The following is a 19037-nucleotide window of genomic DNA, read 5'->3' on the forward strand; positions in this document are numbered from 1 at the left end:
GGCCGATACTATGACTGAGGCGTGCGTTTTCGGGCATAGAACACTTTGAAAACGCCACGTCTCACTTCTTCAACCTTATCTGAACACCGCCTCGAGACTACGGCATAGTTTTTTCACTCCCAGAGATATTGAGGGTGTTTCGAATTACTCCGGAACAACGCGTGCCTTTTGCACGACAGCACCAACGAACTCAGCAATGTGACTGAGAAGCAACCGTTCTGCTCTGTCAGTATTCCCCTTTCAGCCTCGAGTGAACGAGCAGTTCCTCGATTGGAGCGACGGAAGTCTGAAGTACATGAACTTCGAACTAGTGACTATGCCCACCGATCACGATCGTATTCGTCCAGACGGAGGGATCGACGCGCTAGATCCGCCACCAATGGATGTGATAGACGAAGAAACGCTCAAGCCCGAGACGCTGGCACAGAACGCACCCCGATTGGAAACCGTCGTGCAACTGCTTAATCGGCCAGCGCTAGCTCGCGTCTACGTGTACGTCTGCTATTGGGGGCCAGTTGCCCCGCCGGAGATTATGGATACCCTCGAGCTTTCGAAATCGACCACGTACGAGTATGTCGAGACGCTGGTTGACCTTGGGCTGGTCGACCGCGACGATTCGACGCGGCCCCAGCAGCTGACCGCTGATCCGATCATCATCGTCGAACAATACGTCCCAATCGTCATTATGCCGACTGTCCTCCACGCGCTTGCGCTTCAAGCGGTCGACGAGGATGTCGAGTACTTCCTTGACCGGTACGGTATCGGCAAACTGATTGCCGCGTTGCGCGGTGCCGGGTTGCACTTCGCCGGGAAAACAACTCAGCGAATGGTCGCGTCCGATATTGATGTTCGCGACACCGAAGCGATGATGATCATCTCTGCGCTCAAACCCGCGCTGGCCGTTGGCCGGGAACATGATCCGTTCTTTGAGCACCTCTTTCCGGACGTGTCTGACGAGATGGAACTCCCCGATATTGACGAGCAAGCTGGTCCTCCTTCGAGCTCGCCGGATGTTGACGGGTGACTCGGTTGGATGAGTCGAAATCCGCTGTTAGCAGCTGATCAAGACGTCCTCGTCGATGCGAACATTTTCTATGCGATCGGGCATCCCACAAATCCACAATACCGACGGTTTCGAAGTGCAGTCCAGAATGCAGGGGTCGTTTGCAACCTTCCCCGACGTGTAATCGGCGAACTTGGGGGACCAGAGACGGACCGTGTTCGAACGGCACTCGACGAAGGATGGGCCGAGATCATTGATGCCCCGTCACCGACTGATGGGGATGCTGTCGCTGCGAGCGATATTGCCAAGCGGACCATTGCGAATGAAACTGGCCAGGCCGAACACGAGGTCGAAAAGACCGATGCGATTCTTGCCGGGTTAGCCATTCAGTATGTCAGAGACCGCTCACCGGGAGGCATCATTGTGCTCACTGACGATAAGCCGGCTCGGAAGGGTATCGAGAACGCAGTCCGAGCACAGGGCTACACCGATACGATCACCGTGTATGGATTGACGGACATCATCGGAGACGACTCCGGTGATTCGATGCAGTTGATTTAGGTGGTATAGTTCACGTACCAATTGAGTTCTTGGAAAGGCTGCAGAGCGAACTGGTGTGACCCGTTGAGAGATAACTGAGATTCTCACTGCGGCCGGTGTTGAGATTCGACGTGGCCCACAGACCATAGACGATTTCGAGGACGAGCTCGAGACAGCGCTCGACATCGAATGAGCGAGTCGTCCGCTATGGTTTTGTCAGGATCTAAGGCTTGTTTATTATACACATGCTGTCCTTGAATCGCGTTTTCTTTCACCAGTTCTCGGAACACTTATAGCCTTATACTCAATAATTTCGATATGTACGATTTGACTGGCTTTCAGCGTGATGTCCTGTATGCGATTGCTGGCCAAGACGAACCCCACGGGCTTGCAATCAAAGACGAACTCGAGAACTACTACGAGACGGAGATCCATCACGGCCGGCTGTATCCCAACCTCGACGAGGTCGTCGACAAGGGCCTCGTCGAAAAAGGCACACTCGACAAGCGAACGAACTACTACACGATCACTGCACGTGGTCAGCGCGAGCTCGAGGCCCGGCGCGAGTGGGAAGACCAGTACGTCGATGGATTCGACTCGAGCGACGAGTAGCTAGTTCGGCCGGTTATCAGAGGACCGTCCCTCTCTCGTCCGAATACGCCGTTTTCTCGGATAATACGCGTGGTCGAATCGAACAGATTCTCTCGTTTCGAGTCTTGTTGTGACGCTCCTCGAGTTGCTCGCTACACTCGCAGCGGTGGGGCGGGCTGCGGGTGTCTCACGGATGAGTTTCGGCATGCCCTGCCTCGCTACACTCAGCAGGATAGTGCCCGGTACTGGTTAGAAGTACGTCACTCAGATGCGCACTCACTCGCGAAAGCATGAGCCATCATTGCTCGATGTTAAGTCACATATTGGGGTGCAAACAAATATAATAGCTAATGGTTATTTCCTATTTCGGTGTATTTATGATTCTGGAATACAAATTCTATATTAGAATGGCTTCTAATACTGATTCGGATTATTGTGGCGTCGGTATCCGTGGGATTGCCATGTTTATCGATTCGTTTATTTGGTTTCTTCTTTCCTTCATTGCGATACCGGTTGTCGGCCTTCTCACTGGAAATGTCGAGACCAGCAATGGTGTTCATACGGACTTAGACGGCATGGCTGCGGTTATTGGACTCTCGCTGTGGTTTACTTTTGCAATCGGCTATCACACTATCTGTGAGTGGAAATTCGGACAAACGATAGGAAAATATCTTGTTTCAATTAGAGTTACTCACGAAAGTGGGGGTCCTCCATCTTTGCAAGACTCGTTTATGCGCAATTTAATTAGAATTATTGACTGGTTACCAGCGTTCTATATCGTTGGAATTGGAGTGTTACTCATATCTGACCGGTATCAGCGAATTGGGGACCGCATTGCGAATACAGTTGTTGTTCGTGAATGATTAGCACGGTCTAGTTCAGCACCTCCTCGACCGGCGTTTTTCCGTCGAGAGCGCGATGCAGTCTCTGACGGTTGTAGTAATGCATGAACTGTTCAAGCCACTCTTGGACGCTCGTTCGACTGCCAACCCACGAATTATGGAAGCGGTCGATCCGCATTTGAGCGTGTAAAACCACTTTTCGATGAGGTTTCGGTCGGTATAGTTGACCCGACTGTTCAATCCTAATTAAGAGATTACAGTCCGATAGCCGAACTGATCGACGAGAAACTTAGCCTCGGAGAGATTGTGTTTCCCGTCGAGTCGATGCAGAAACGCAGCCGCCGGATCAATGCCATGCCGACCAAATAACGCGATGTCAAGAATCAATTTTGTCTCGATGTCTATTGCAGCGTACAACCAAGACCACTCGCCGCTTATTTTGACAGCGGTCTCGCCAACCTCGACCCGCTTCGGCTGCGCCTCAGGCGGGTCGCAGCCGCTGTTAGACAGCCGATGCACCCCATTCCAGACCGCCCCATAAGATCGTTCAACGCCTAATTCAGCGAGAATCGTTATTATCTCTCGAAGTAAAACTTCTCAAACTGACTCAACTAGACAGTGCCCTCGGAACAATTTGCGAACCGAACTGTCTGAGAAATATTGAATATCCTAGTAACTGCCACATAAATATGTTTGGAAAGATTTTATTATATATTAAATATGCATTCGGTTTTGAATGACTTATTTAATACTATAAGTAATAGCCAGATATAAGTTCCATTGGAAATTCTGTTCAGTTGCAGATGTCAGATAGGACTAATAGCTTCAATCGAAGAAAAGTACTTCAAAAAGCTGGTTTTGGCGTTGTCGGATCTAGCCTTGCGCTCTCATCAGTAGGGGCAGCACAATCAGATGAGGCCACTGAGAAGAGCTATGAACTCAGTAAAGAAGAGAAAGAAGCGCTTCTCAAAGAATTAGAGAGAATTGCTGAAGATGAGTTGAATGATGATGTGGAAAACAATTCTGATGGTGTGAATACACAAGCTACGATTCCTAGTTGGGTTCCAGGACTTCCAGACGGACTCCCGTTCAGTTGGTGCCTAAACATTCCATTTGGTCCAGAACTATGCGCACTTGCTGAAGCACCAATCGTGGAGGAGTCGCTCAGTTGTGGCGGTAGTCACTTTACTGGTCGGTCAATCGGTACATCAATCGGTTATGGTCCTAGTGTAGAAGTTGAAAACGACGATCTCACAGGAGACATCCAGAATGAGGTCAGCATGAATATTTTGGTGAATGAGAGTTCTGGCTGTATTTATCTTGAGTTGGGTGCCGGATTTGATACAGCGTGTATAGGTCCACGTTGCCCAGATTACCCAGATTTAGACGATGTCTCCGCTAGGGAGTTGGCCAATGCTCTCTACGATACCTCTCGAAACTTAGCTGAGGATCTCTATGATGCTGCTGATCTTAGTCCGCCAGAGGTTATTATCACTGCTACGGCTATTGTGATTGCGCTTGCACTGGCATTAGGTATTATTACTCCACCAGTTCCGGGAATTCCAACGTAGTCTAAACATCAGACATACCACATAATATAACCCTTTTAAGTCATTATTTATTGTTTAATACAATAGATATATGTGCTTCTATTTCAAAAGTAGAGATATGGTTTCGCTAGACCGATGGCAATATCCATGGGTACTATTATCCGTGATAACATTCGGTCTTACTATCGCGGGGTATTATTTCACAGAAATTAGTATTGGAACTATTTATCCAACAATCGTTGGGGTTGGATTGCTAATTGTCGTAGTACGACCGAAGTCCTTCGGATATGTAATGTCAGGGTTTGGGATTTTATCTCTTATTATCGCTGGTGTACTTATGTTTGAGAACACCAGTCATATTGTACAAATTTCACTTATTGCTGTCGGGATAGGTGCTCTCGTTGGGGGTATCCAGTCACATAAAAGTGATGACTGACCAATAATTATCAAAAGTGTCGGGGAAATCCCTGAGATGTCCTAATCGGACAACACATCGAACATCGAGGCGAGTTCGCGATATGAGTTGCGGTGGAACAGTTTGCAAGCGAAGACTATGTGCCTGCAGGATCAACGAGTCGGTCGCTGCAGATATAAAGCTAGTAACGGACGACAAGCGGAGACGATTTGCGACGAGTACGGGATCACCCAGAGTGTTATCAATATATTGCCCGACGATATCGAAACGATGTCACAGCTTCGAGCGGCAAAATAACAGTAGACAGGTCTACTGACCCTGCCGCCGACCTGTCCGTTTTCGAATTCCAGTACGATCCAGTGTTGGCTGGACTGTTCCGAGACCAACTTCCCGAGTTCGATATCATCTATTGAATTCCGGAACAGTGGGCCGACGAGTCGCCGTACGAGGCCAAGTATCGACTTGCGCTGTGTGACAGCAACGGTAGCGGGCCAGGTGGTAGCGACCGCGCTCGATAACGAGTTCTGTGAGCATTTCTCGAACGGGCTACAAAGCTGTGAACGGATCACCAAGATCGCGGTAGCCACGGTTGACGATCGATACGGGGACTCAGTCGTCCAGGCGATTATCCACCGTATCCCCGTCGATAGCGTCCCGTTTCGGACCGCCGCTGTAGACTACGACCTCGCGCCCCTCGATGGGGTCCGTATCGGGACGATCGCCACTCAAGTACTCAGAGAACTGCCAACGAGCCAGTGGAAGTAACTCTTTGGAAGGCCCCTCGGCCGCTCGACATCCTGTGACCCACGCTGCGTGCCTCGTTCCTGCGGTGCTTACGGGGTCGGGGGCCAGCCGAGACAGCTTCACCCTTTCTGAGCCCACTAGGGTAGCGGGTGGGAGGCCAAGTGATGTGGTCAGTTGGATGGGTGTGTCTCTACGGCCCGTCCCACTCGCCGCTGCCGCCTTCTGGTGAGCAAAGCTCACGAGACCTCCGCGTCGCTCGCGACCGACCATTCCGGGCTGCCTGCCTGCAGTCGCGGGCGGGCTGCCGGGCTAAAATGCATGTGCCCTCGGCGCNCCTCCGCGTCGCTCGCGACCGACCATTCCGGGCTGCCTGCCTGCAGTCGCGGGCGGGCTGCCGGGCTAAAATGCATGTGCCCTCGGCGCCAGCGGGTAAGCGCGAGGGGTTGCGCAGCGTCGCTGCTCACCCCTGACTGGGGGAGCTCTAGTCAAGGGTGCCAAAGTATTGCGCACGAGATGGTTATTTTTCGTCGTAGGAATCACCGAATCCGCTGGTAAGTAGATATGCGTATTTATATATTGGCTATCGTTTTCTTCCACCTTCTCTAGTGATGTACTCTTAAGCCCGCTTCTGGAGTAGTCCGTCGGTGATGAACGATGTGTCCCCGCCTAACTGACTCTCCAAAAGGTTGCTCTGCAGTGTCGGTCTCGTCTCTTACAAAGACCTACAATGGGGAAAAAGGATGTGTAACTGCCGTCGATGACGTTTCCTTTGACATCGGGTCCGGGCAAATTGTCGGGCTGCTCGGCCCAAACGGCGCTGGCAAAACGACAACCGTCAAAACTGTTCTCGGGCTCATTACACCCACAAGTGGCACGGTCTCTATCCACGGCGTTCCTGTGCATGAGGCGCGTTCACGCGCGTATAACTACGTGAGTGCTGTCCTCGAAGGCGCACGCAACGTCTATTGGCGGTTGAGCGTTCGTGAAAATCTCGCGTTTTTCGCTGGCCTCCACGGCATCAATCCACAGGCACGTATCGACAGACACGAGGCGATTATCGACACGCTCGGACTCACCGGAAAGGCGGACGAACCGGCCAAGAATCTCTCGCGTGGCATGAAGCAGAAAGTCGCGCTGGGCTGTACACTCGCTCGCGAGACTCCTGTCCTCTTCCTTGACGAACCGATGCTTGGCCTCGACGTCGAAACGACCCGTGACCTCCAAACCGAATTACAACGCCTCGCCCGGGAAGAGGACAAAACGATCGTGATTACGAGTCACGACATGGCTGTCATCGAAGCTGTCTGCGACCGCGTAATCGTCCTCAGTGAGGGTGACATCGTCGCTGATAATTCCGTCGACAACTTACTTGATGTCTTCCAGTCCCAAACCTACCGCGTCCAACTGGCCGAGAGCCCGCCAGCACACCTCCGAGAGCAGCTCGACACCCGCTTCCAGCTCCTCGACTGGCGGATCGACACTGACTCCGTAGAATTCGAGGTGGCGCTTGCAGACAGTGAGGAATTCTACGAGTGTGTCGACATCCTGCAGACGGCAGAGGCGACTGTCCGCTCGTTCACTGAAATCGAGCCGGATCTGGAAGACGTCTTTGTTGAGCTGACGTCAGCTGCATCACTGTCACCAGAGGAGGCGGAGTCATGAATCAGCATCTCATCTTGTTCCGCGTGATTGCGAGTAAATCAGTGACGCTCTCGCGTCGCTATCTCGTGAATACAGTGGTAGGATTCGTGACGCTGTACGTGTTTTTCGCGCTCATTTTCTTCGGCGGGCAGTTTGTGGCAGAAGATTTGATTGCCCGGTCCGTAGGACCGCTCGTTGTCGGGTATTTCCTCTTCACGATGGCAGTGTCGGCGTATACCGATCTCACGCACGACCTGACTGATGAGGCGCAGTGGGGGACGCTGGAGCAGTTGTCGATGTCCCCGTTCGGCTTCACGGAGGTCGTTGCGGTGAAGACCGTGGTTAACCTCTTGGGAACGTTCGCTACTGGTGTCGTCCTCCTGGTGTTGATGATGGTGACGACAGGGACGTGGCTTTCCGTTGCACCGCTTTCACTTGCCGTACTCGGTGTGTTGACGCTACTCCCGGTAGTCGGCCTCGGGTTCGTCTTCGGTGGGGCAGCGCTTGTCTACAAGCAGATTGAGAAGGTGTTCCCGCTGATTCAACTTTCGTTTGCAGGCCTGATTGCCCTACCAGTTCAAGAATATGCACTGTTGAAACTCCTTCCAATGTCGCTGGGGAGCCATTTACTGCAGCGGGTGATGACCGATGGACTCGGCGTATGGGAACTGCCGTTGTTCGACCTCGGGCTGCTGGTCGGACAGTCGGTTGTCTACCTGGCGATTGGACTACTAGTTTTCCGGATTGGAGCGGCAAAAGCACGCAAACGGGGCGCTCTCGGGCATTACTAAACGGTGAGACGGCAGTATTCTATCGTGGTGAACGACCAACATCTCCACTCAATCGGGAGCAGTCGAGAGTAGGGGGTGTACTGGAAAGTGGACTACCTGTACTTATCTCCCCGAGCCAAGTGTTACAACGGTTCTTCGATACCTCATTCTGACTGCGTAGTGCGGTAGTGTTTTTGAGCGCCTGCGAAGGGTGCAGGCGCGTTCGGTCGTGTCTGCACAGCACAGGTGATTCGAGATGCGACACCACTACCAACGACAGGTGTACCGTGAGACGGAGGCTCGATGACCGATGTCGGTTGACCTCACCGAGATCGAGGAGGCCGAAGTTGAACTGGAACAGTGGTTGGTCGAACAGGCCGAGAACGACATCCCGGAGATCGTCCTCGTAGGGCTTCTTCGGGACTACGCAGACGACATCGAACACCTCGGCTACGTGCCGCGAATGTGGGGTGGGCCAGAGCGATGAGACGAACCAACTCCTTCGAGGTCGTCCCGCAATCGGAGCAGGCAGACATCGTCCTGCGACGCCTCCTCGATGCGTCAGCGAGCCTCTGGAACCAGTTGACGTATGATCGCAGACAGCGGTTCTTCGCCGGCGAAAGCGTCTGGGACTGTGATAGCTACTACGACGAGTATGTCGACGTGTTGGGGTCGGCAACGACCCAGCGATCACCCGCGTCAACGACGCCGCCTGGCGGTCGTTCTTCGAGACAGTCGAGGAGCCCGACCGGGAGGTCAGTCCGCCCGGCTTACTGGGGCAACCAAGCCGACGGGCGCGACCTGCGGACCTACATCCGCAACGACGCCTACACGATCAACTGGGGCGAGCGCTCCCGGCTTGAGGTCCCCATCGGCAGCCAACTCAAAGACGAGTACGGCTTCGGTCAGTTCGAACGGCACCGGGTGGCCGTCCGCGGTGAGCCGCACTGGCAGGGCAAGCAGGGTCGCCTCCACCTCACCTACGACGATGTCGACGAGACATATTGCGCCCACCAGCCAGTGACTGTCACCGAGGCGGAAGAGGCGACGCCGACGGGGGCGGACGTCGCCGCGCTCGATATCGGTGCGAACATCCTCGTGGCGTGTACGACTACGGCCGGCGACCAGTACTGGTACAGCGGCCAGGAGCCGTTCCGGCAGTTCCAGGAAACTACCGAGCGCATTGCCGACGCCAAAGCGAAGCTGCCGGATGGACAGCAGACCAGTAAGCGGATCCAGCGGCTCTATCGTAAGCGGTCTCGACGGCGCGATCACGCCGTAAACGCACTGCTTCGTGATCTGGTCGAGCGGCTCCACGACGACGGTGTCGAAACCATCTATCACGGCGACCTCACCGGTGTCCTTGGCGAGTACTGGTCGGTTGAGGCCAATCTCAAAGCGGCGTACCTTCTGGGCACATCGACAGTGCCTCAACCAACTCGCGACCGTCTGCGAGGAGTACGGCATCGACGTGGAATCAACCTCCGAGGCGTGGACCTCCCAGACATGTCTGGAGTGTGGCGAGCGCGAGCGGACGCACCGGCATCGTGAGACGCTGAGGTGTCCGTGTGACTTCGAGGGAAACGCCGATCTCGTCGCTTCGTGGACGCTGCTCGAACAGGCGACGAACACCGAGGTCAGGCCGACGGCACGGCCCCTGCGGTTCCAGTGGGACGACCACCAGTGGCACCCCGTCGAGGGGGACGCGGTGGCGCCCAACGAATAGCGCCCAGACCCGCAAGGTGCCGCCGTGGTGTCGACGTGACACCAGCGAGCGGACGCTCCGTGTACGCGGAGTGGATGTCGATCCGCTGGCCGCTCGCTTTTCAAGCTGCAAGCGCTTTCAGTAATGCTCTAACTGTTGTCGGTGGAATGGGAGGGTTATGTGGGTAGACATTCTCGTGGTTGCGGTCAGTTTGATCGGCTCGTTCCTAATTTCGATGTATACTGTCAACAGTAGAATCGACAAGGAACGGGGGCGTGAGATCGAGCGGTGGTACGTGGATGCAGGTGTGCAAGCGGATTTAGCCAGGAAGGAATACTCGAATGAGGTTCTCAGTGAGAACTCGACCGGGAACGACACGGTGGAGGTTCTCAGAGCACGAGGTGCCGAGCTCCAGCAACACGCAGCCGAGGGTCGATATCTTGGGGTGGATGAGTCAATCTGGTCCGCTCTCATAGATATCGGGATGAACTACCGCTGGATGGCCTCCGAAATAGAGGCTGACGAAACAACGGACTGGTCGGAACTGACGGACCTAGAAGACGAAATGTGGGAGTTGACAGCCAAAGTGTCTGAGAGTATCCCGTCCGAAACGGAGTACTCGGCGGCACGGAACGATTGGTGGCAGTTCTGGTAGCCACAAAGGCGGAAGAGCAATATCGAGTCAGGAGCCGTTTATTGAGCTGACAATAGCCTCTATCGGCTGGCCGGTGTGTACGATACGGCACGCACCGCTCGCCGCGTTCCGCCCTCCGCGTCGCTCGCGACCGACCATTCCGGGCTGCCTGCCTGCAGTCGCGGGCGGGCTGCCGGGCTAAAATGCATGTGCCCTCGGCGCNCTCGCGACCGACCATTCCGGGCTGCCTGCCTGCAGTCGCGGGCGGGCTGCCGGGCTAAAATGCATGTGCCCTCGGCGCCAGCACCAAGCACGCTTTCGGTTGCGTCTCTCGCTCCTGCCGTCGCTCGCTCGACGGACGCGAAAACCGGCTTGTGTGCTGGCCGCTCGCTCCGGGCGGACGGCGCGCGGTGCTGGTTGGAACACCTCAGTCAGGCGCGCTCTCGCTCGCGCCCAGTAGGGCGCTCGCGAAGGCGCGAGCGAGAGCGCGCAGATNGTTGGAACACCTCAGTCAGGCGCGCTCTCGCTCGCGCCCAGTAGGGCGCTCGCGAAGGCGCGAGCGAGAGCGCGCAGATGGTTCTGTCGGTCGGTGTCGTCGGAAAACCGCGATGTAGCAGCATCGCAGTGGCAGGCGCGTGAGCGCCTTCGGAAGTTGAACTCCAATGCTAGTAACAACTCGAGTAGCAAGCTCGTTACGGTCGATGAACAGACTCAAACAGGCGGACGAGCAGAAAGTCGATGACGACAGCTTCCCAGTCGTCGACGAGACGCCAGAATTCGAGGCAACGGTCAAGCAAGAGGTCCAAGCAAAGGTAGACGCGAACCACCCGGACGGGATCGTCGATACAAATGACGAGCAAATTCACGGTGCCACCCTCGAGCAGGAAGAGCGGATTCGGGCTCGAGAAGCAGAACTCGAGCGGATCAGTGCACAAGCCGGGTTCGGACAACAGCAGGGACGAGCGAAGCGAGCGCGAGACATGGCTGCACGACGAAGTGCGGAGCGGCGTAAACGATTCCAGAAGCGGGCAGCGAGCGTGGAGCCGATGGCGGATCCAGAGCGGCCGGATCCCCAGAGGGACCTCACACGATCGCAACTGGCAGCCGTGAACGAGCAATCGATGCGGTTAGCCGAACGGCTTGATGGCTGGTCTCGAGCGGCGATCAGTCGGCGGCTAGCCGAGGTGGTCGCCGACGGACAGGATCTCACGAGTGCGGTCGTCAGTGTGTTCGAGGAGTTGCAGACAGCACCAGGACAGATCGTGCCAATTGGGACACTCGAGGATGTGAGCCGACAGAAGGTGAGCATCGAGGGGCGTGTCGAGACGCTCTGGGATCCATCGCATCCAAGCATTGCTCAAGTCGGACTCATCGCAGACGACAGTGGTCAGACTCGAGTAACGATCTGGGAGAAGTCAGGCGCGCCGTGGATCGAGGAAGGCGAACGAGTGCGCATTCATGGGGCTGCACGGAACTGGTACGAGGGACGTGTCTCACTGGCCGTCACCGGCTGGTCGACCCTTCAGTTCCCAGAACGCGGTCGATGGTGGGAGTAGCTGGCTAGCGCGGCTTTCTTTTTTGCTACGTGCCAGACCGACCCTGGCCCCTCCTCCCCACCCTCCGCTCCGTGCTCGCTTGAGAAGACTCACTCCGTTCGTCTTCCCCGCTCTCGTTCGCTCCGCTCACGGGACCATCGCTGCGCGCGCAGCCACAACCTCAGAGAGGTCAGCCAAATACTGTTCTAGCAGATCATTCTGGACCTTGCGGTGTAGAACCCTGGAAATAGCGGAAAAGTTATCATGGACTCGCCGGGCGGGCAACTGTAATCCGCGGTCGTAATCAATCGCAGTACAGCGGAGGTGTCGGCGCGTGACCCGATACTGCCCGCACTGCGGTGGTCGGATGATCACCGAAACCTCGACTGGCGGCCTCCCCCGTCGCATTTGTGAGAACGGCCCACATGATCTGCAGGAGGTGGCTCGAGGCCAATGAGCGCCTTCCCAAAGCCGACCGACGGCGAGGACATCGACTTCCTCGAGGAACGCGACGCAGACACCGAGTCGTGGACTCGAGCGGATCCACGCGAGGCGTTGATCGAGTCGTTCGGTCGGTTCGGCTACAAGGTCACGCTCAGAGACGGCGAGAGCGTCCACTACTGTGCNGCTCGGCCTTGAGGACGGCGAGTACCTCGGTCGATGCGACTGCAAGGGTTGGGAGTACCACGACGGCCCGTGCGCCCATCTCTGCACGCTCCGCAAAGCCGACTTCCTCGAGCTGATAGACGTGAAGTCGACCGACGGCAGTCCCGACGACGAACACGAGATGCGCCACGCGACCAACGAGGCGCTCGAGGGCGAGCCCCACGACGGGGCGATCGAGAAGACACGACGCCACGAGAGGGAGGCGGAGGTGCGGCCATGACGCGCACGCACACCCGCGCGATAGCCGCCTCCGTAGGCATCCCCACCCCCCTTGCATACGAACTGCGAAGCCCGACGCCGTCCCCGTATTCACGGGATATGCAAATTGAGGTGAGCCACTGATGGGACGGATGGATCACGACCCCTCGAGCCGCGTTTCGTTTGGCTGTCCCGACGAACTGCTCGAGACGCTCGATGAGATCACTGAGCGGGAGGACAAGAATCGGAGTGAGAAGCTTCGCGAACTGGTCCAGAAAGAGGTCGAGGCAAAAGGAGATTTGGACGAACCTCAGCCGCTCCTTCCCGACGACGAACGGCTCGCTGAAGCGTACCGGATGCTCCACGAGCGAGCGTCTGCTCGCCACAAGAGCAAGCGCCGCGTCAAACTCGAGACGGCGAAGAACAAACTCTACGACAACAGCACACCGAAGAGTGCCGTCCTCGATGAGATCATCAAGCCCCTCGAGAGTGAGGGGTACGTCTCGGTATGGGCGGGGAATCAGCACGTCTGGGTGATCGTCCCACCGATGCGCTACACCGACGGTGAGGACATCGTCGACGCGGGAGAAAAAGCAGTCGCGTAAGCAGTCTCTTTTCCTCGCTTCTCGAGACCGATCGCACTTTCGTCGATATCAGCGAAGTGGACCGCCCATGTTGACACCATTGCCGGCGTTCATGCCCTTGATTTCCGTGGGATCGAGGACGATCACCGCCTCGTCATCTTGCGGACCGACGACGTTCTTCACTCCCTCATACCACATATACCCGACATCGTCTCCTCGCGGGGCAAGCCCCCGAAACTCGGTATAGGTGGTCGATAGCATCGGCAGTTGGCCGACACCGTTTTCGTCGATACTCGTCGACGATGGGAACGGTGTGAGCACGAGCAGTTGCTCGAGGCCCTCGAGCGGCTCGCCGTCTGGATCGACAACCACGACGGTAACGCCTCGGAAGTCGCCGGGAACGAGTACGGCGTTGCTCGTCGTCGGGTTGTCGGCTCCGTCGGCCGAGCGGGAGAGGTTCGGTTTTCCGGCGATGCTCGTCGTCGATCGCCCGGCGTTGCTCCCCGATCTGGCCACCGACGGTCGCCCGGCGTTGGACGCCGTGGGTTGCCCAACGTTGATTCCCGACCGGGTTGCCGACGGTCGCCCCGCGTTCGTCGACGACGTGTTCGAGGCGCTGGCCGTCCGGGCGACGGTGCCGGTGCTCGCCGAGGCCGAGGTCGTCGTCGCGGTACTGTTCTCAAAGCTGGCCATGGGGTCAGTCCATGCGGATTCCGATGGGAGTTGGTAGCGTTTCCTTGAAGATGGTGAACTTATCGGCACCGCCGTCGGTCACAGTGTCGAGGTGAGCCGATCGGTCGCCACTGTTGTCACGAATCCAGAGGTCATGTTCGCCGATGAGAGCGTCCTCGTACTTGCTACTCGCTTGTAGAGTCGTCTCTACCATCGGGTAGTTGTCGTTGTTTCCGTCCGCGTTCACCTGTCCCTTGCCCTCGTGGGTGTGGCCAGATTCTCCGCCCTCGAAAGTGGCGTTATCTCGTATGTTTTATCGTCGTCGTGTTCTTGGTATCCGAGGACTAAGGCCGTGTATTTCGACTCTCTCACCTGTGCTGTGCTGTAGTCCCATAGCCGAGTGAGTTCGCTGATTCCCATAGCCATGCCAGCGTCGTAGTCGTCGCCTTCCTCGCGGGACATGTAGAAGGCGAATCCCTTGTTGTTGACGTACTCCACCCAGAATTTTACTTGGTCGCTGAAACTGGGTGAGCCGTCGTGCTCATCGTGAGGCATGGCCTGCCACGAGTTGGAATATCGGTCTTCCCACGAGCCTGCCGAAGCGTCCCAGTTCGGCCCGTGTTCGAGTTCTATTTCTTCATCACCGGTTGCGCTGAGTCGGACATCACTACCCTCAGGGGTCGTGAAGACGAAATAGTCGTTATTGGATGTGAACGCCGTGTTGTCGGTGTTGTACTGTTCGTCCTTCACCGACCAATCGGCCATGCTGCTGATTTTGTCACGAATCTGTGCCATCGCTTCGCCGTAGGTCGTGTTGATGGGGCCGTCGAATGTCATTTGTACGCTTTGACCTTGACCGTCGTGTCTGCCGAGTCGCTACTCTGTTTGCTAATCCATGCTGCTGAGGCCCCGAGACCACCCTCTGGCCCTGCGTTGTAGGGAGCACTAGAGGGCTCCAGCGGGATCTTACGATAGTCGCCTTCCGACCGGAATGCGACGTAAATCGGCTCGTCGAAGCCCCAGACAGTGACCGATGACGCCGGGAACCCCCATTTGAGACGGTTCTCTTCAGTCGTCGTTACCGGGAGCGGCTCTTCGGTCACGAAATACGCCGCCTCTTGGGTGTCCTCCGACTCGGGGTTGAGCGCCTCGAAGGCGTTCTCCCCGCGTTGCTCGAGCAGCAGCGCGAGCAGGAGTCGTTCCGTGTCGTTCTCGACGATGTCCTCGCTCCACGACGAGGCGTCGATCCCGTAGTCGGCGAGAACCCGCTCGATCGGACTGTTCGGTCCGATCGTCGACGATCCGATCACGGTGCATCATCCTCCTGCTCGCCGCCGTCGGTCGCGACGGTCTTGACATCGCGTCGAAGATCGCGCACAGCGTCCGTGTGCTCTTGGATCGCCTCGAGCCAACTCTCCCGTTCGTCTTGGCGTTCGTTGCGTTCTTCCCGATAGAGTCGCCACATGAGTCCGAACGCAACAGCGGGGAACCCGAACTGATTGAGCACGGTGATGGGCTCCATCTTAGATCAGCCCTCCGGCGAAGTCGGTTGCACCGTCAACGAGATCGCCCCCAGCGTCGGCCGCGCCGTTGACGATGTCGCCACCGACGTCAGTTGCACCGTCGACGGCGTCGCCGCCTGCGTCGGCTGCTCCGTCAGCTGCGTCGCCACCAGCGCCGAGCATCCCGCCGAAGAGATCACCGCCGGTGTCGACGGCATCTCCGAACGTATCACTGATTCCGTCCGCGACATCGGTCGTGCCATCCCAGGTATCGCCCAGAATATCGCCGCCGAAGTCGCTCACGCCGTCTGCGAGGTCGGTCGCGCCGCCCCAGACATCGCCGACCGCGCCGCCGATTCCACCGGCCGCATCGGTTGAGCCGCCCCAGATATCACCGATTGCACCGCCGACACCGGCCGCCGCATCGCCGGCTCCGCCGGCCGCGTTGGTCGTTCCGCCGACGATGTTGCCGATCGCATCGCCGATACCGTCCGCTGCTTGCCCGGGGCCGCGCGTCATCTGCATGACGCGCCAGACGATGAATGCGAGGGCGAGCGCCCCAACGACCATCGCGATATTGAAACCGCGACTGTTCTGGGCTGCTTCGCTCACGTTATCCGAAACGTTGCTCACTGCCTCGGCGGCGGGCTCGGCGACATCGCTGGCTTGGTCCGCTGCCTCGCCAGCGGCCATCGCCGCTGCAGGTCCCGCCATCGGTCAGCTCACCTCTCTGCCGTTACTGTCAGGGGGACTCATCGCGAGCCCCTGCGTGTGTCCGTTCATGATCGAATCGTGACGAAGACCAGCAGCACTGCCTGCAGCGCGAGCAGGCCGATCATGATGTCGTCCTGTGTCCACTGCGTGCCGTAGACGAGCCGCGCTATCGGGCTCTCCGGTGGCTGCTGGGATTGGTTCTCCGGCCTCGAGGTCGCGGTCGCTTCGGACGACATGGTCGTCGTAGTGACTGCTACCTCTCCGGGCTCGGTACCGTCTGAAAGACCGCCCTGCACGGGGGATCACCCCCGGACTCCGATCATGTCCTGCTTGACCGCCGCTCCTAGCCCGTCGATGCGGGCCTCGGTCTGGAACCGCGGCAGCGACAGCAGGGCGTTGCGTGCTCGAGGCGTCCCGTTGGCTCGCTCGGGAGCCTCGAACGCGACTTTGTACGGTGCATCGACGACGACCTGCAGCCGGAACTTTCGCGGCAGGTACGGCTGCAGCGGCGTCCGGTCGAACCCGAACCGAATCTCCTGTTGGGCCTGGTCGCGAGTGTGCAGGATCGCCGTCTGTGCCTCCTTGAGCGTCTGGTTGACCTTGCCGCCCGCTCCGGGCGCGGTCTTGCGGATCTCGACCGCCGCCGGATCGCGGGGAACGTAGAAGACATCGAGGTCGGTCTCCGTCCCGCTCGAGGTGTAGTCGAAGGAGTTGGCGTCGTAGTCGACGCTGTCTGGTTTGACGATCGCGCCGTCTTCGTAGAGGACGAACGACTCGGTCGTTGGACACTCGATCAGGTTGTGATCGAGTTCGAACGTCTCCTGGTCGTCTGCCGTCCCGTTGGTCGTTCGATGTTCGTGAGCCGGGAGGACGACTCGGAGTTCGCTGTCCGGATCGTCGCGGAGCTGGAGCGGGCGGCCGAGCTGGATTTCGGCGACGACGCTCGCCTCGCCGGGAGTTGCGGCTTGAGTCTCGAACTCGCGGAGGGTGACACTGCCGGGAACCCAGCTTGCCGACTTGAGCTTGTGTTTGATCGCCATTACTCGAGGTCCACCTCCGCCAGCGCTGCCTCCTCGAAGTAGATCTCACTCTGGGCGTGGTCGATTGGCTCGGAGGAATCGACGAGGATGTACGCTTCGTCGATGTCCCGCACCTCGAGCTTCTCGCCCTTGAGCTGGTGCTTGACCGCGTCGACCTTGCGGTCGTCCTGCTGGTCCGAGACGGAGTTTTTGATGTAGCTCGCGATCGTCGACTTCGGGTCAGAGACGACCTGAATGCTCTCGTCGGTCGGTGCTTGGTAGCCGAGTGCGACGCGAGTGTCTGCGGGGAGCGGGTTGCCGTCGGTGTCGCGAAGCTTTGCGTAGATCGGCAGCCCGACCTTGTTCCCCATGTCGACAGCGTTGCGGATGAGAACGCCGACGCCGTCCTTGGGGTTGATCGAGAGAACCGGCGTCAGCTGGTTGGTGATGTTCGTCTCCGTCTCGACGTACTTGCTCGAGTCGCCGAGGGCGGCGTAGAGCGAGAGACTCATTTAGGCCAGCACCTCGTTGATCATGCCCTGGGCGTTGAAGCGCTCGGCAGCCTCGCGGACGACGAACGCGCCCGAGCCGAGGGTGAACGCGCGCTTGTTGACCACCATCTCACCCAGTGCCATCCCGCCGATGCCGAAGATCTCCGACGGGAGCATCGTTCCAGTTGCGGTGTCGACGAGGTACGGCGCGAGGTAGCCGCCCGCGACCATGCCGACATCCATCCATACGTCACTGTCAGTCAGAGCCTGCGTGGCCTGATCGAAATTCATCGCCATGCGATCCGACAAACTGGCCGAATTCGGATATAAGAGCGCGTCAGGACCGCAGTCAGCCGACGTTCTTGGTAGTCATTTGTGCCACTCCGCGGTAACTCGCTGCTATTCGTTATAACGAATTCTGACTGAGCGTCTCTCTTGCTAAAGATAGGTAGTACCGATTATTTCGGAAATAGTGGCTCCCTCAATACTATTCACAGGCTCAAAATAGGTGTGTAGGTCTCTCCCCTAGATTTACAACCCCACAAACCCAACTAACAGATGAACTATGCCGGGAGAAGATGAGAAATCTGATGAAGAGGATGAGAACGATAGACAAATCGATCCAGAAATCGTTGTGACTGCGTCGAGTATTGACGGAATAGCCTCAGCAATTGGTGTAGAAATGGACGAGAATGATAGAAGAAAAAAGAACGAAGAGAAGAAGAGTAATGGTCTAGAATCAGAAGAATTAGCTCCTGCATTAGAAGCCCTCGAAGACGCTGTGAAAGGCTTAGAAATCGCTACTGAAAAGAATAGCAAGGGGAAGATGCGAAAGAAGGTCATGGAGTACAGCGGCCGCGACGATATGGCGAACTGGGAGTTTGGGCGACATCTTGAAGTTCTCAAGACGCATGGGATCGCTGAAAAAGACGGCAAACGTTGGCGACTCGCCGACTAAGGTGCGCGTCTAACTGCAATCACTCGACCATTATTTTGACAGACTACCTCCGATTATTGTCGAGGCCTTGCTCAAACTCGGCCATCATGATCCCGACGACATCGGCTCGCGAGAGATCATGACCACGACGGTCCTCGAGATAGTTTTGAATCCGTTCGAACTGGTCGGCTTTGCTCCCGCGGAGCGTGACATCGGTGCGCATCTGGTTAGTCGTCGAAGGGGTGTTTGATTCGGACACGATCACTCCCGTAGTGCGTACTCTC

23 protein-coding genes and 4 pseudogenes are annotated in these 19037 nt (G+C 57.2%); 15 read left to right on the forward strand and 12 right to left on the reverse strand.

All coding sequences use genetic code 11. From position 1 onward, the window contains the following. The first annotated feature begins 316 nt into the window (after positions 1-316). The 4 genes from C489_RS18075 to C489_RS21000 all read left to right on the forward strand — a co-directional run bounded on the left by C489_RS18075 (position 317) and on the right by C489_RS21000 (position 2997). The gene (locus tag C489_RS18075; RefSeq protein WP_193364788.1) at positions 317-1024 is read left to right on the forward strand and encodes a DUF7437 domain-containing protein; all 708 of its coding nucleotides are present in this window, start codon (positions 317-319) and stop codon (positions 1022-1024) included. Between the two features lie 9 nt (positions 1025-1033). Then, positions 1034-1564 (forward strand): hypothetical protein, encoded by a 531-nt coding sequence (locus C489_RS18080; protein WP_006432797.1) that lies wholly within the window; start codon positions 1034-1036, stop codon positions 1562-1564. Between the two features lie 297 nt (positions 1565-1861). Next, positions 1862-2155 carry a PadR family transcriptional regulator gene (locus tag C489_RS18085; protein WP_006432798.1) on the forward strand — a complete coding sequence of 98 codons (294 nt, stop codon included), beginning with the start codon at positions 1862-1864 and terminating at the stop codon, positions 2153-2155. A gap of 329 nt (positions 2156-2484) precedes the next feature. After that, positions 2485-2997: an RDD family protein gene (locus C489_RS21000; protein WP_239642075.1), complete on the forward strand. Its 513-nt coding sequence runs from the start codon at positions 2485-2487 to the stop codon at positions 2995-2997. Positions 2998-3007: 10 nt separating this feature from the next. On the opposite strand, the pseudogene C489_RS21005 reads toward C489_RS21000, so the two are convergent. Next, positions 3008-3564 (reverse strand): annotated as a pseudogene (locus C489_RS21005) (IS6 family transposase); the annotation flags it as partial. Between the two features lie 215 nt (positions 3565-3779). Here C489_RS21005 and C489_RS21705 point away from each other — a divergent pair. The 9 genes and pseudogenes from C489_RS21705 to C489_RS18135 all read left to right on the forward strand — a co-directional run bounded on the left by C489_RS21705 (position 3780) and on the right by C489_RS18135 (position 13439). Beyond that, positions 3780-4547 carry a hypothetical protein gene (locus tag C489_RS21705; RefSeq protein WP_152423191.1) on the forward strand — a complete coding sequence of 256 codons (768 nt, stop codon included), beginning with the start codon at positions 3780-3782 and terminating at the stop codon, positions 4545-4547. A 1834-nt stretch (positions 4548-6381) separates the two neighbouring features. After that, positions 6382-7347, forward strand: a complete 966-nt coding sequence (locus tag C489_RS18105) for an ABC transporter ATP-binding protein (protein ID WP_239642076.1) — start codon at positions 6382-6384, stop codon at positions 7345-7347. After that, the gene (locus C489_RS18110) at positions 7344-8117 is read left to right on the forward strand and encodes a hypothetical protein (protein ID WP_006432803.1); all 774 of its coding nucleotides are present in this window, start codon (positions 7344-7346) and stop codon (positions 8115-8117) included. The genes C489_RS18105 and C489_RS18110 overlap by 4 nt, the downstream gene beginning before the upstream one ends. 289 nt (positions 8118-8406) lie before the next feature. Beyond that, positions 8407-8583 carry a hypothetical protein gene (locus C489_RS22315; RefSeq protein WP_006432804.1) on the forward strand — a complete coding sequence of 59 codons (177 nt, stop codon included), beginning with the start codon at positions 8407-8409 and terminating at the stop codon, positions 8581-8583. Beyond that, positions 8580-9822, forward strand: a pseudogene (locus C489_RS18115) (RNA-guided endonuclease InsQ/TnpB family protein). The gene C489_RS22315 and the pseudogene C489_RS18115 overlap by 4 nt, the downstream one beginning before the upstream one ends. A gap of 157 nt (positions 9823-9979) precedes the next feature. Next, positions 9980-10456, forward strand: a complete 477-nt coding sequence (locus C489_RS18120) for a hypothetical protein (RefSeq protein ID WP_006432805.1) — start codon at positions 9980-9982, stop codon at positions 10454-10456. A gap of 631 nt (positions 10457-11087) precedes the next feature. Continuing rightward, positions 11088-11991 (forward strand): annotated as a pseudogene (locus tag C489_RS18125) (SOSS complex subunit B family protein). A 432-nt stretch (positions 11992-12423) separates the two neighbouring features. Next, positions 12424-12856 (forward strand): annotated as a pseudogene (locus tag C489_RS22965) (SWIM zinc finger family protein). 130 nt (positions 12857-12986) lie between these two features. Continuing rightward, positions 12987-13439, forward strand: coding sequence for a ribbon-helix-helix domain-containing protein (locus C489_RS18135; RefSeq protein WP_006432807.1), 453 nt, complete (start codon positions 12987-12989; stop codon positions 13437-13439). 48 nt (positions 13440-13487) lie between these two features. Here C489_RS18135 and C489_RS22715 read toward each other — a convergent pair whose 3' ends face one another. Beyond that, positions 13488-13790 carry a hypothetical protein gene (locus C489_RS22715; protein WP_239642080.1) on the reverse strand — a complete coding sequence of 101 codons (303 nt, stop codon included), beginning with the start codon at positions 13788-13790 and terminating at the stop codon, positions 13488-13490. Between the two features lie 40 nt (positions 13791-13830). On the opposite strand from C489_RS22715, the gene C489_RS22720 reads away from it, so the two are divergent. Beyond that, complete coding sequence (locus tag C489_RS22720) at positions 13831-14148, forward strand: hypothetical protein (protein WP_239642081.1); 318 nt, start codon at positions 13831-13833, stop codon at positions 14146-14148. On the opposite strand, the gene C489_RS18145 is transcribed toward C489_RS22720, so the two are convergent. The 9 genes from C489_RS18145 to C489_RS18185 form a co-directional block, all read right to left on the reverse strand. Continuing rightward, on the reverse strand, positions 14116-14304 hold the full coding sequence (locus C489_RS18145; RefSeq protein WP_152423192.1) for a hypothetical protein: 189 nt from the start codon (positions 14302-14304) through the stop codon (positions 14116-14118). The genes C489_RS22720 and C489_RS18145 overlap by 33 nt on opposite strands. 29 nt (positions 14305-14333) lie before the next feature. Further along, positions 14334-14927, reverse strand: coding sequence for a hypothetical protein (locus C489_RS18150; protein WP_006432810.1), 594 nt, complete (start codon positions 14925-14927; stop codon positions 14334-14336). After that, complete coding sequence (locus C489_RS18155) at positions 14924-15400, reverse strand: hypothetical protein (protein WP_006432811.1); 477 nt, start codon at positions 15398-15400, stop codon at positions 14924-14926. Before C489_RS18155 ends, C489_RS18150 begins: the two co-directional genes overlap by 4 nt. Continuing rightward, positions 15397-15612, reverse strand: coding sequence for a hypothetical protein (locus C489_RS18160; protein ID WP_006432812.1), 216 nt, complete (start codon positions 15610-15612; stop codon positions 15397-15399). The genes C489_RS18155 and C489_RS18160 overlap by 4 nt, the downstream gene beginning before the upstream one ends. 1 nt (position 15613) lies before the next feature. Beyond that, entirely contained in the window at positions 15614-16306 is a 693-nt protein-coding gene (locus tag C489_RS18165) for a phage tail protein (protein WP_239642082.1), read from the reverse strand. Positions 16307-16371: 65 nt separating this feature from the next. Then, complete coding sequence (locus C489_RS18170) at positions 16372-16542, reverse strand: hypothetical protein (protein WP_006432814.1); 171 nt, start codon at positions 16540-16542, stop codon at positions 16372-16374. A gap of 66 nt (positions 16543-16608) precedes the next feature. Further along, positions 16609-17346 carry a hypothetical protein gene (locus tag C489_RS18175; protein ID WP_006432815.1) on the reverse strand — a complete coding sequence of 246 codons (738 nt, stop codon included), beginning with the start codon at positions 17344-17346 and terminating at the stop codon, positions 16609-16611. Continuing rightward, the gene (locus C489_RS18180) at positions 17346-17837 is read right to left on the reverse strand and encodes a hypothetical protein (protein ID WP_006432816.1); all 492 of its coding nucleotides are present in this window, start codon (positions 17835-17837) and stop codon (positions 17346-17348) included. Before C489_RS18180 ends, C489_RS18175 begins: the two co-directional genes overlap by 1 nt. After that, positions 17838-18113, reverse strand: a complete 276-nt coding sequence (locus C489_RS18185) for a hypothetical protein (RefSeq protein ID WP_006432817.1) — start codon at positions 18111-18113, stop codon at positions 17838-17840. It lies immediately after the preceding gene. A gap of 268 nt (positions 18114-18381) precedes the next feature. On the opposite strand from C489_RS18185, the gene C489_RS18190 reads away from it, so the two are divergent. Then, the gene (locus tag C489_RS18190; RefSeq protein ID WP_006432818.1) at positions 18382-18774 is read left to right on the forward strand and encodes a hypothetical protein; all 393 of its coding nucleotides are present in this window, start codon (positions 18382-18384) and stop codon (positions 18772-18774) included. 43 nt (positions 18775-18817) lie between these two features. Here the strand turns inward: C489_RS18190 and C489_RS22320 are convergent. Further along, a partial coding sequence (locus tag C489_RS22320) for a hypothetical protein (RefSeq protein WP_204366754.1) occupies positions 18818-19037 on the reverse strand: 220 nt, incomplete at its 5' end.

The organism is Natrinema versiforme JCM 10478 (assembly GCF_000337195.1).
Classification (GTDB): domain Archaea; phylum Halobacteriota; class Halobacteria; order Halobacteriales; family Natrialbaceae; genus Natrinema; species Natrinema versiforme.

What these genes read in the sequence shown, in the direction of transcription:
- C489_RS18075 (WP_193364788.1), top strand. Translation starts at nt 317, where the DNA reads ATGCCCACCGATCACGATCGTATTCGTCCAGACGGAGGGATCGACGCG.
- C489_RS18080 (WP_006432797.1), top strand. Translation starts at nt 1,034, where the DNA reads ATGAGTCGAAATCCGCTGTTAGCAGCTGATCAAGACGTCCTCGTCGAT.
- C489_RS18085 (WP_006432798.1), top strand. Translation starts at nt 1,862, where the DNA reads ATGTACGATTTGACTGGCTTTCAGCGTGATGTCCTGTATGCGATTGCT.
- C489_RS21000 (WP_239642075.1), top strand. Translation starts at nt 2,485, where the DNA reads ATGGTTATTTCCTATTTCGGTGTATTTATGATTCTGGAATACAAATTC.
- C489_RS21705 (WP_152423191.1), top strand. Translation starts at nt 3,780, where the DNA reads ATGTCAGATAGGACTAATAGCTTCAATCGAAGAAAAGTACTTCAAAAA.
- C489_RS18110 (WP_006432803.1), top strand. Translation starts at nt 7,344, where the DNA reads ATGAATCAGCATCTCATCTTGTTCCGCGTGATTGCGAGTAAATCAGTG.
- C489_RS22315 (WP_006432804.1), top strand. Translation starts at nt 8,407, where the DNA reads ATGTCGGTTGACCTCACCGAGATCGAGGAGGCCGAAGTTGAACTGGAA.
- C489_RS18120 (WP_006432805.1), top strand. Translation starts at nt 9,980, where the DNA reads ATGTGGGTAGACATTCTCGTGGTTGCGGTCAGTTTGATCGGCTCGTTC.
- C489_RS18135 (WP_006432807.1), top strand. Translation starts at nt 12,987, where the DNA reads ATGGATCACGACCCCTCGAGCCGCGTTTCGTTTGGCTGTCCCGACGAA.
- C489_RS18145 (WP_152423192.1), bottom strand. Translation starts at nt 14,304, where the DNA reads ATGGTAGAGACGACTCTACAAGCGAGTAGCAAGTACGAGGACGCTCTC.
- C489_RS18150 (WP_006432810.1), bottom strand. Translation starts at nt 14,927, where the DNA reads ATGACATTCGACGGCCCCATCAACACGACCTACGGCGAAGCGATGGCA.
- C489_RS18160 (WP_006432812.1), bottom strand. Translation starts at nt 15,612, where the DNA reads ATGGAGCCCATCACCGTGCTCAATCAGTTCGGGTTCCCCGCTGTTGCG.
- C489_RS18165 (WP_239642082.1), bottom strand. Translation starts at nt 16,306, where the DNA reads ATGGCGGGACCTGCAGCGGCGATGGCCGCTGGCGAGGCAGCGGACCAA.
- C489_RS18170 (WP_006432814.1), bottom strand. Translation starts at nt 16,542, where the DNA reads ATGTCGTCCGAAGCGACCGCGACCTCGAGGCCGGAGAACCAATCCCAG.
- C489_RS18175 (WP_006432815.1), bottom strand. Translation starts at nt 17,346, where the DNA reads ATGGCGATCAAACACAAGCTCAAGTCGGCAAGCTGGGTTCCCGGCAGT.
- C489_RS18180 (WP_006432816.1), bottom strand. Translation starts at nt 17,837, where the DNA reads ATGAGTCTCTCGCTCTACGCCGCCCTCGGCGACTCGAGCAAGTACGTC.
- C489_RS18185 (WP_006432817.1), bottom strand. Translation starts at nt 18,113, where the DNA reads ATGGCGATGAATTTCGATCAGGCCACGCAGGCTCTGACTGACAGTGAC.
- C489_RS18190 (WP_006432818.1), top strand. Translation starts at nt 18,382, where the DNA reads ATGCCGGGAGAAGATGAGAAATCTGATGAAGAGGATGAGAACGATAGA.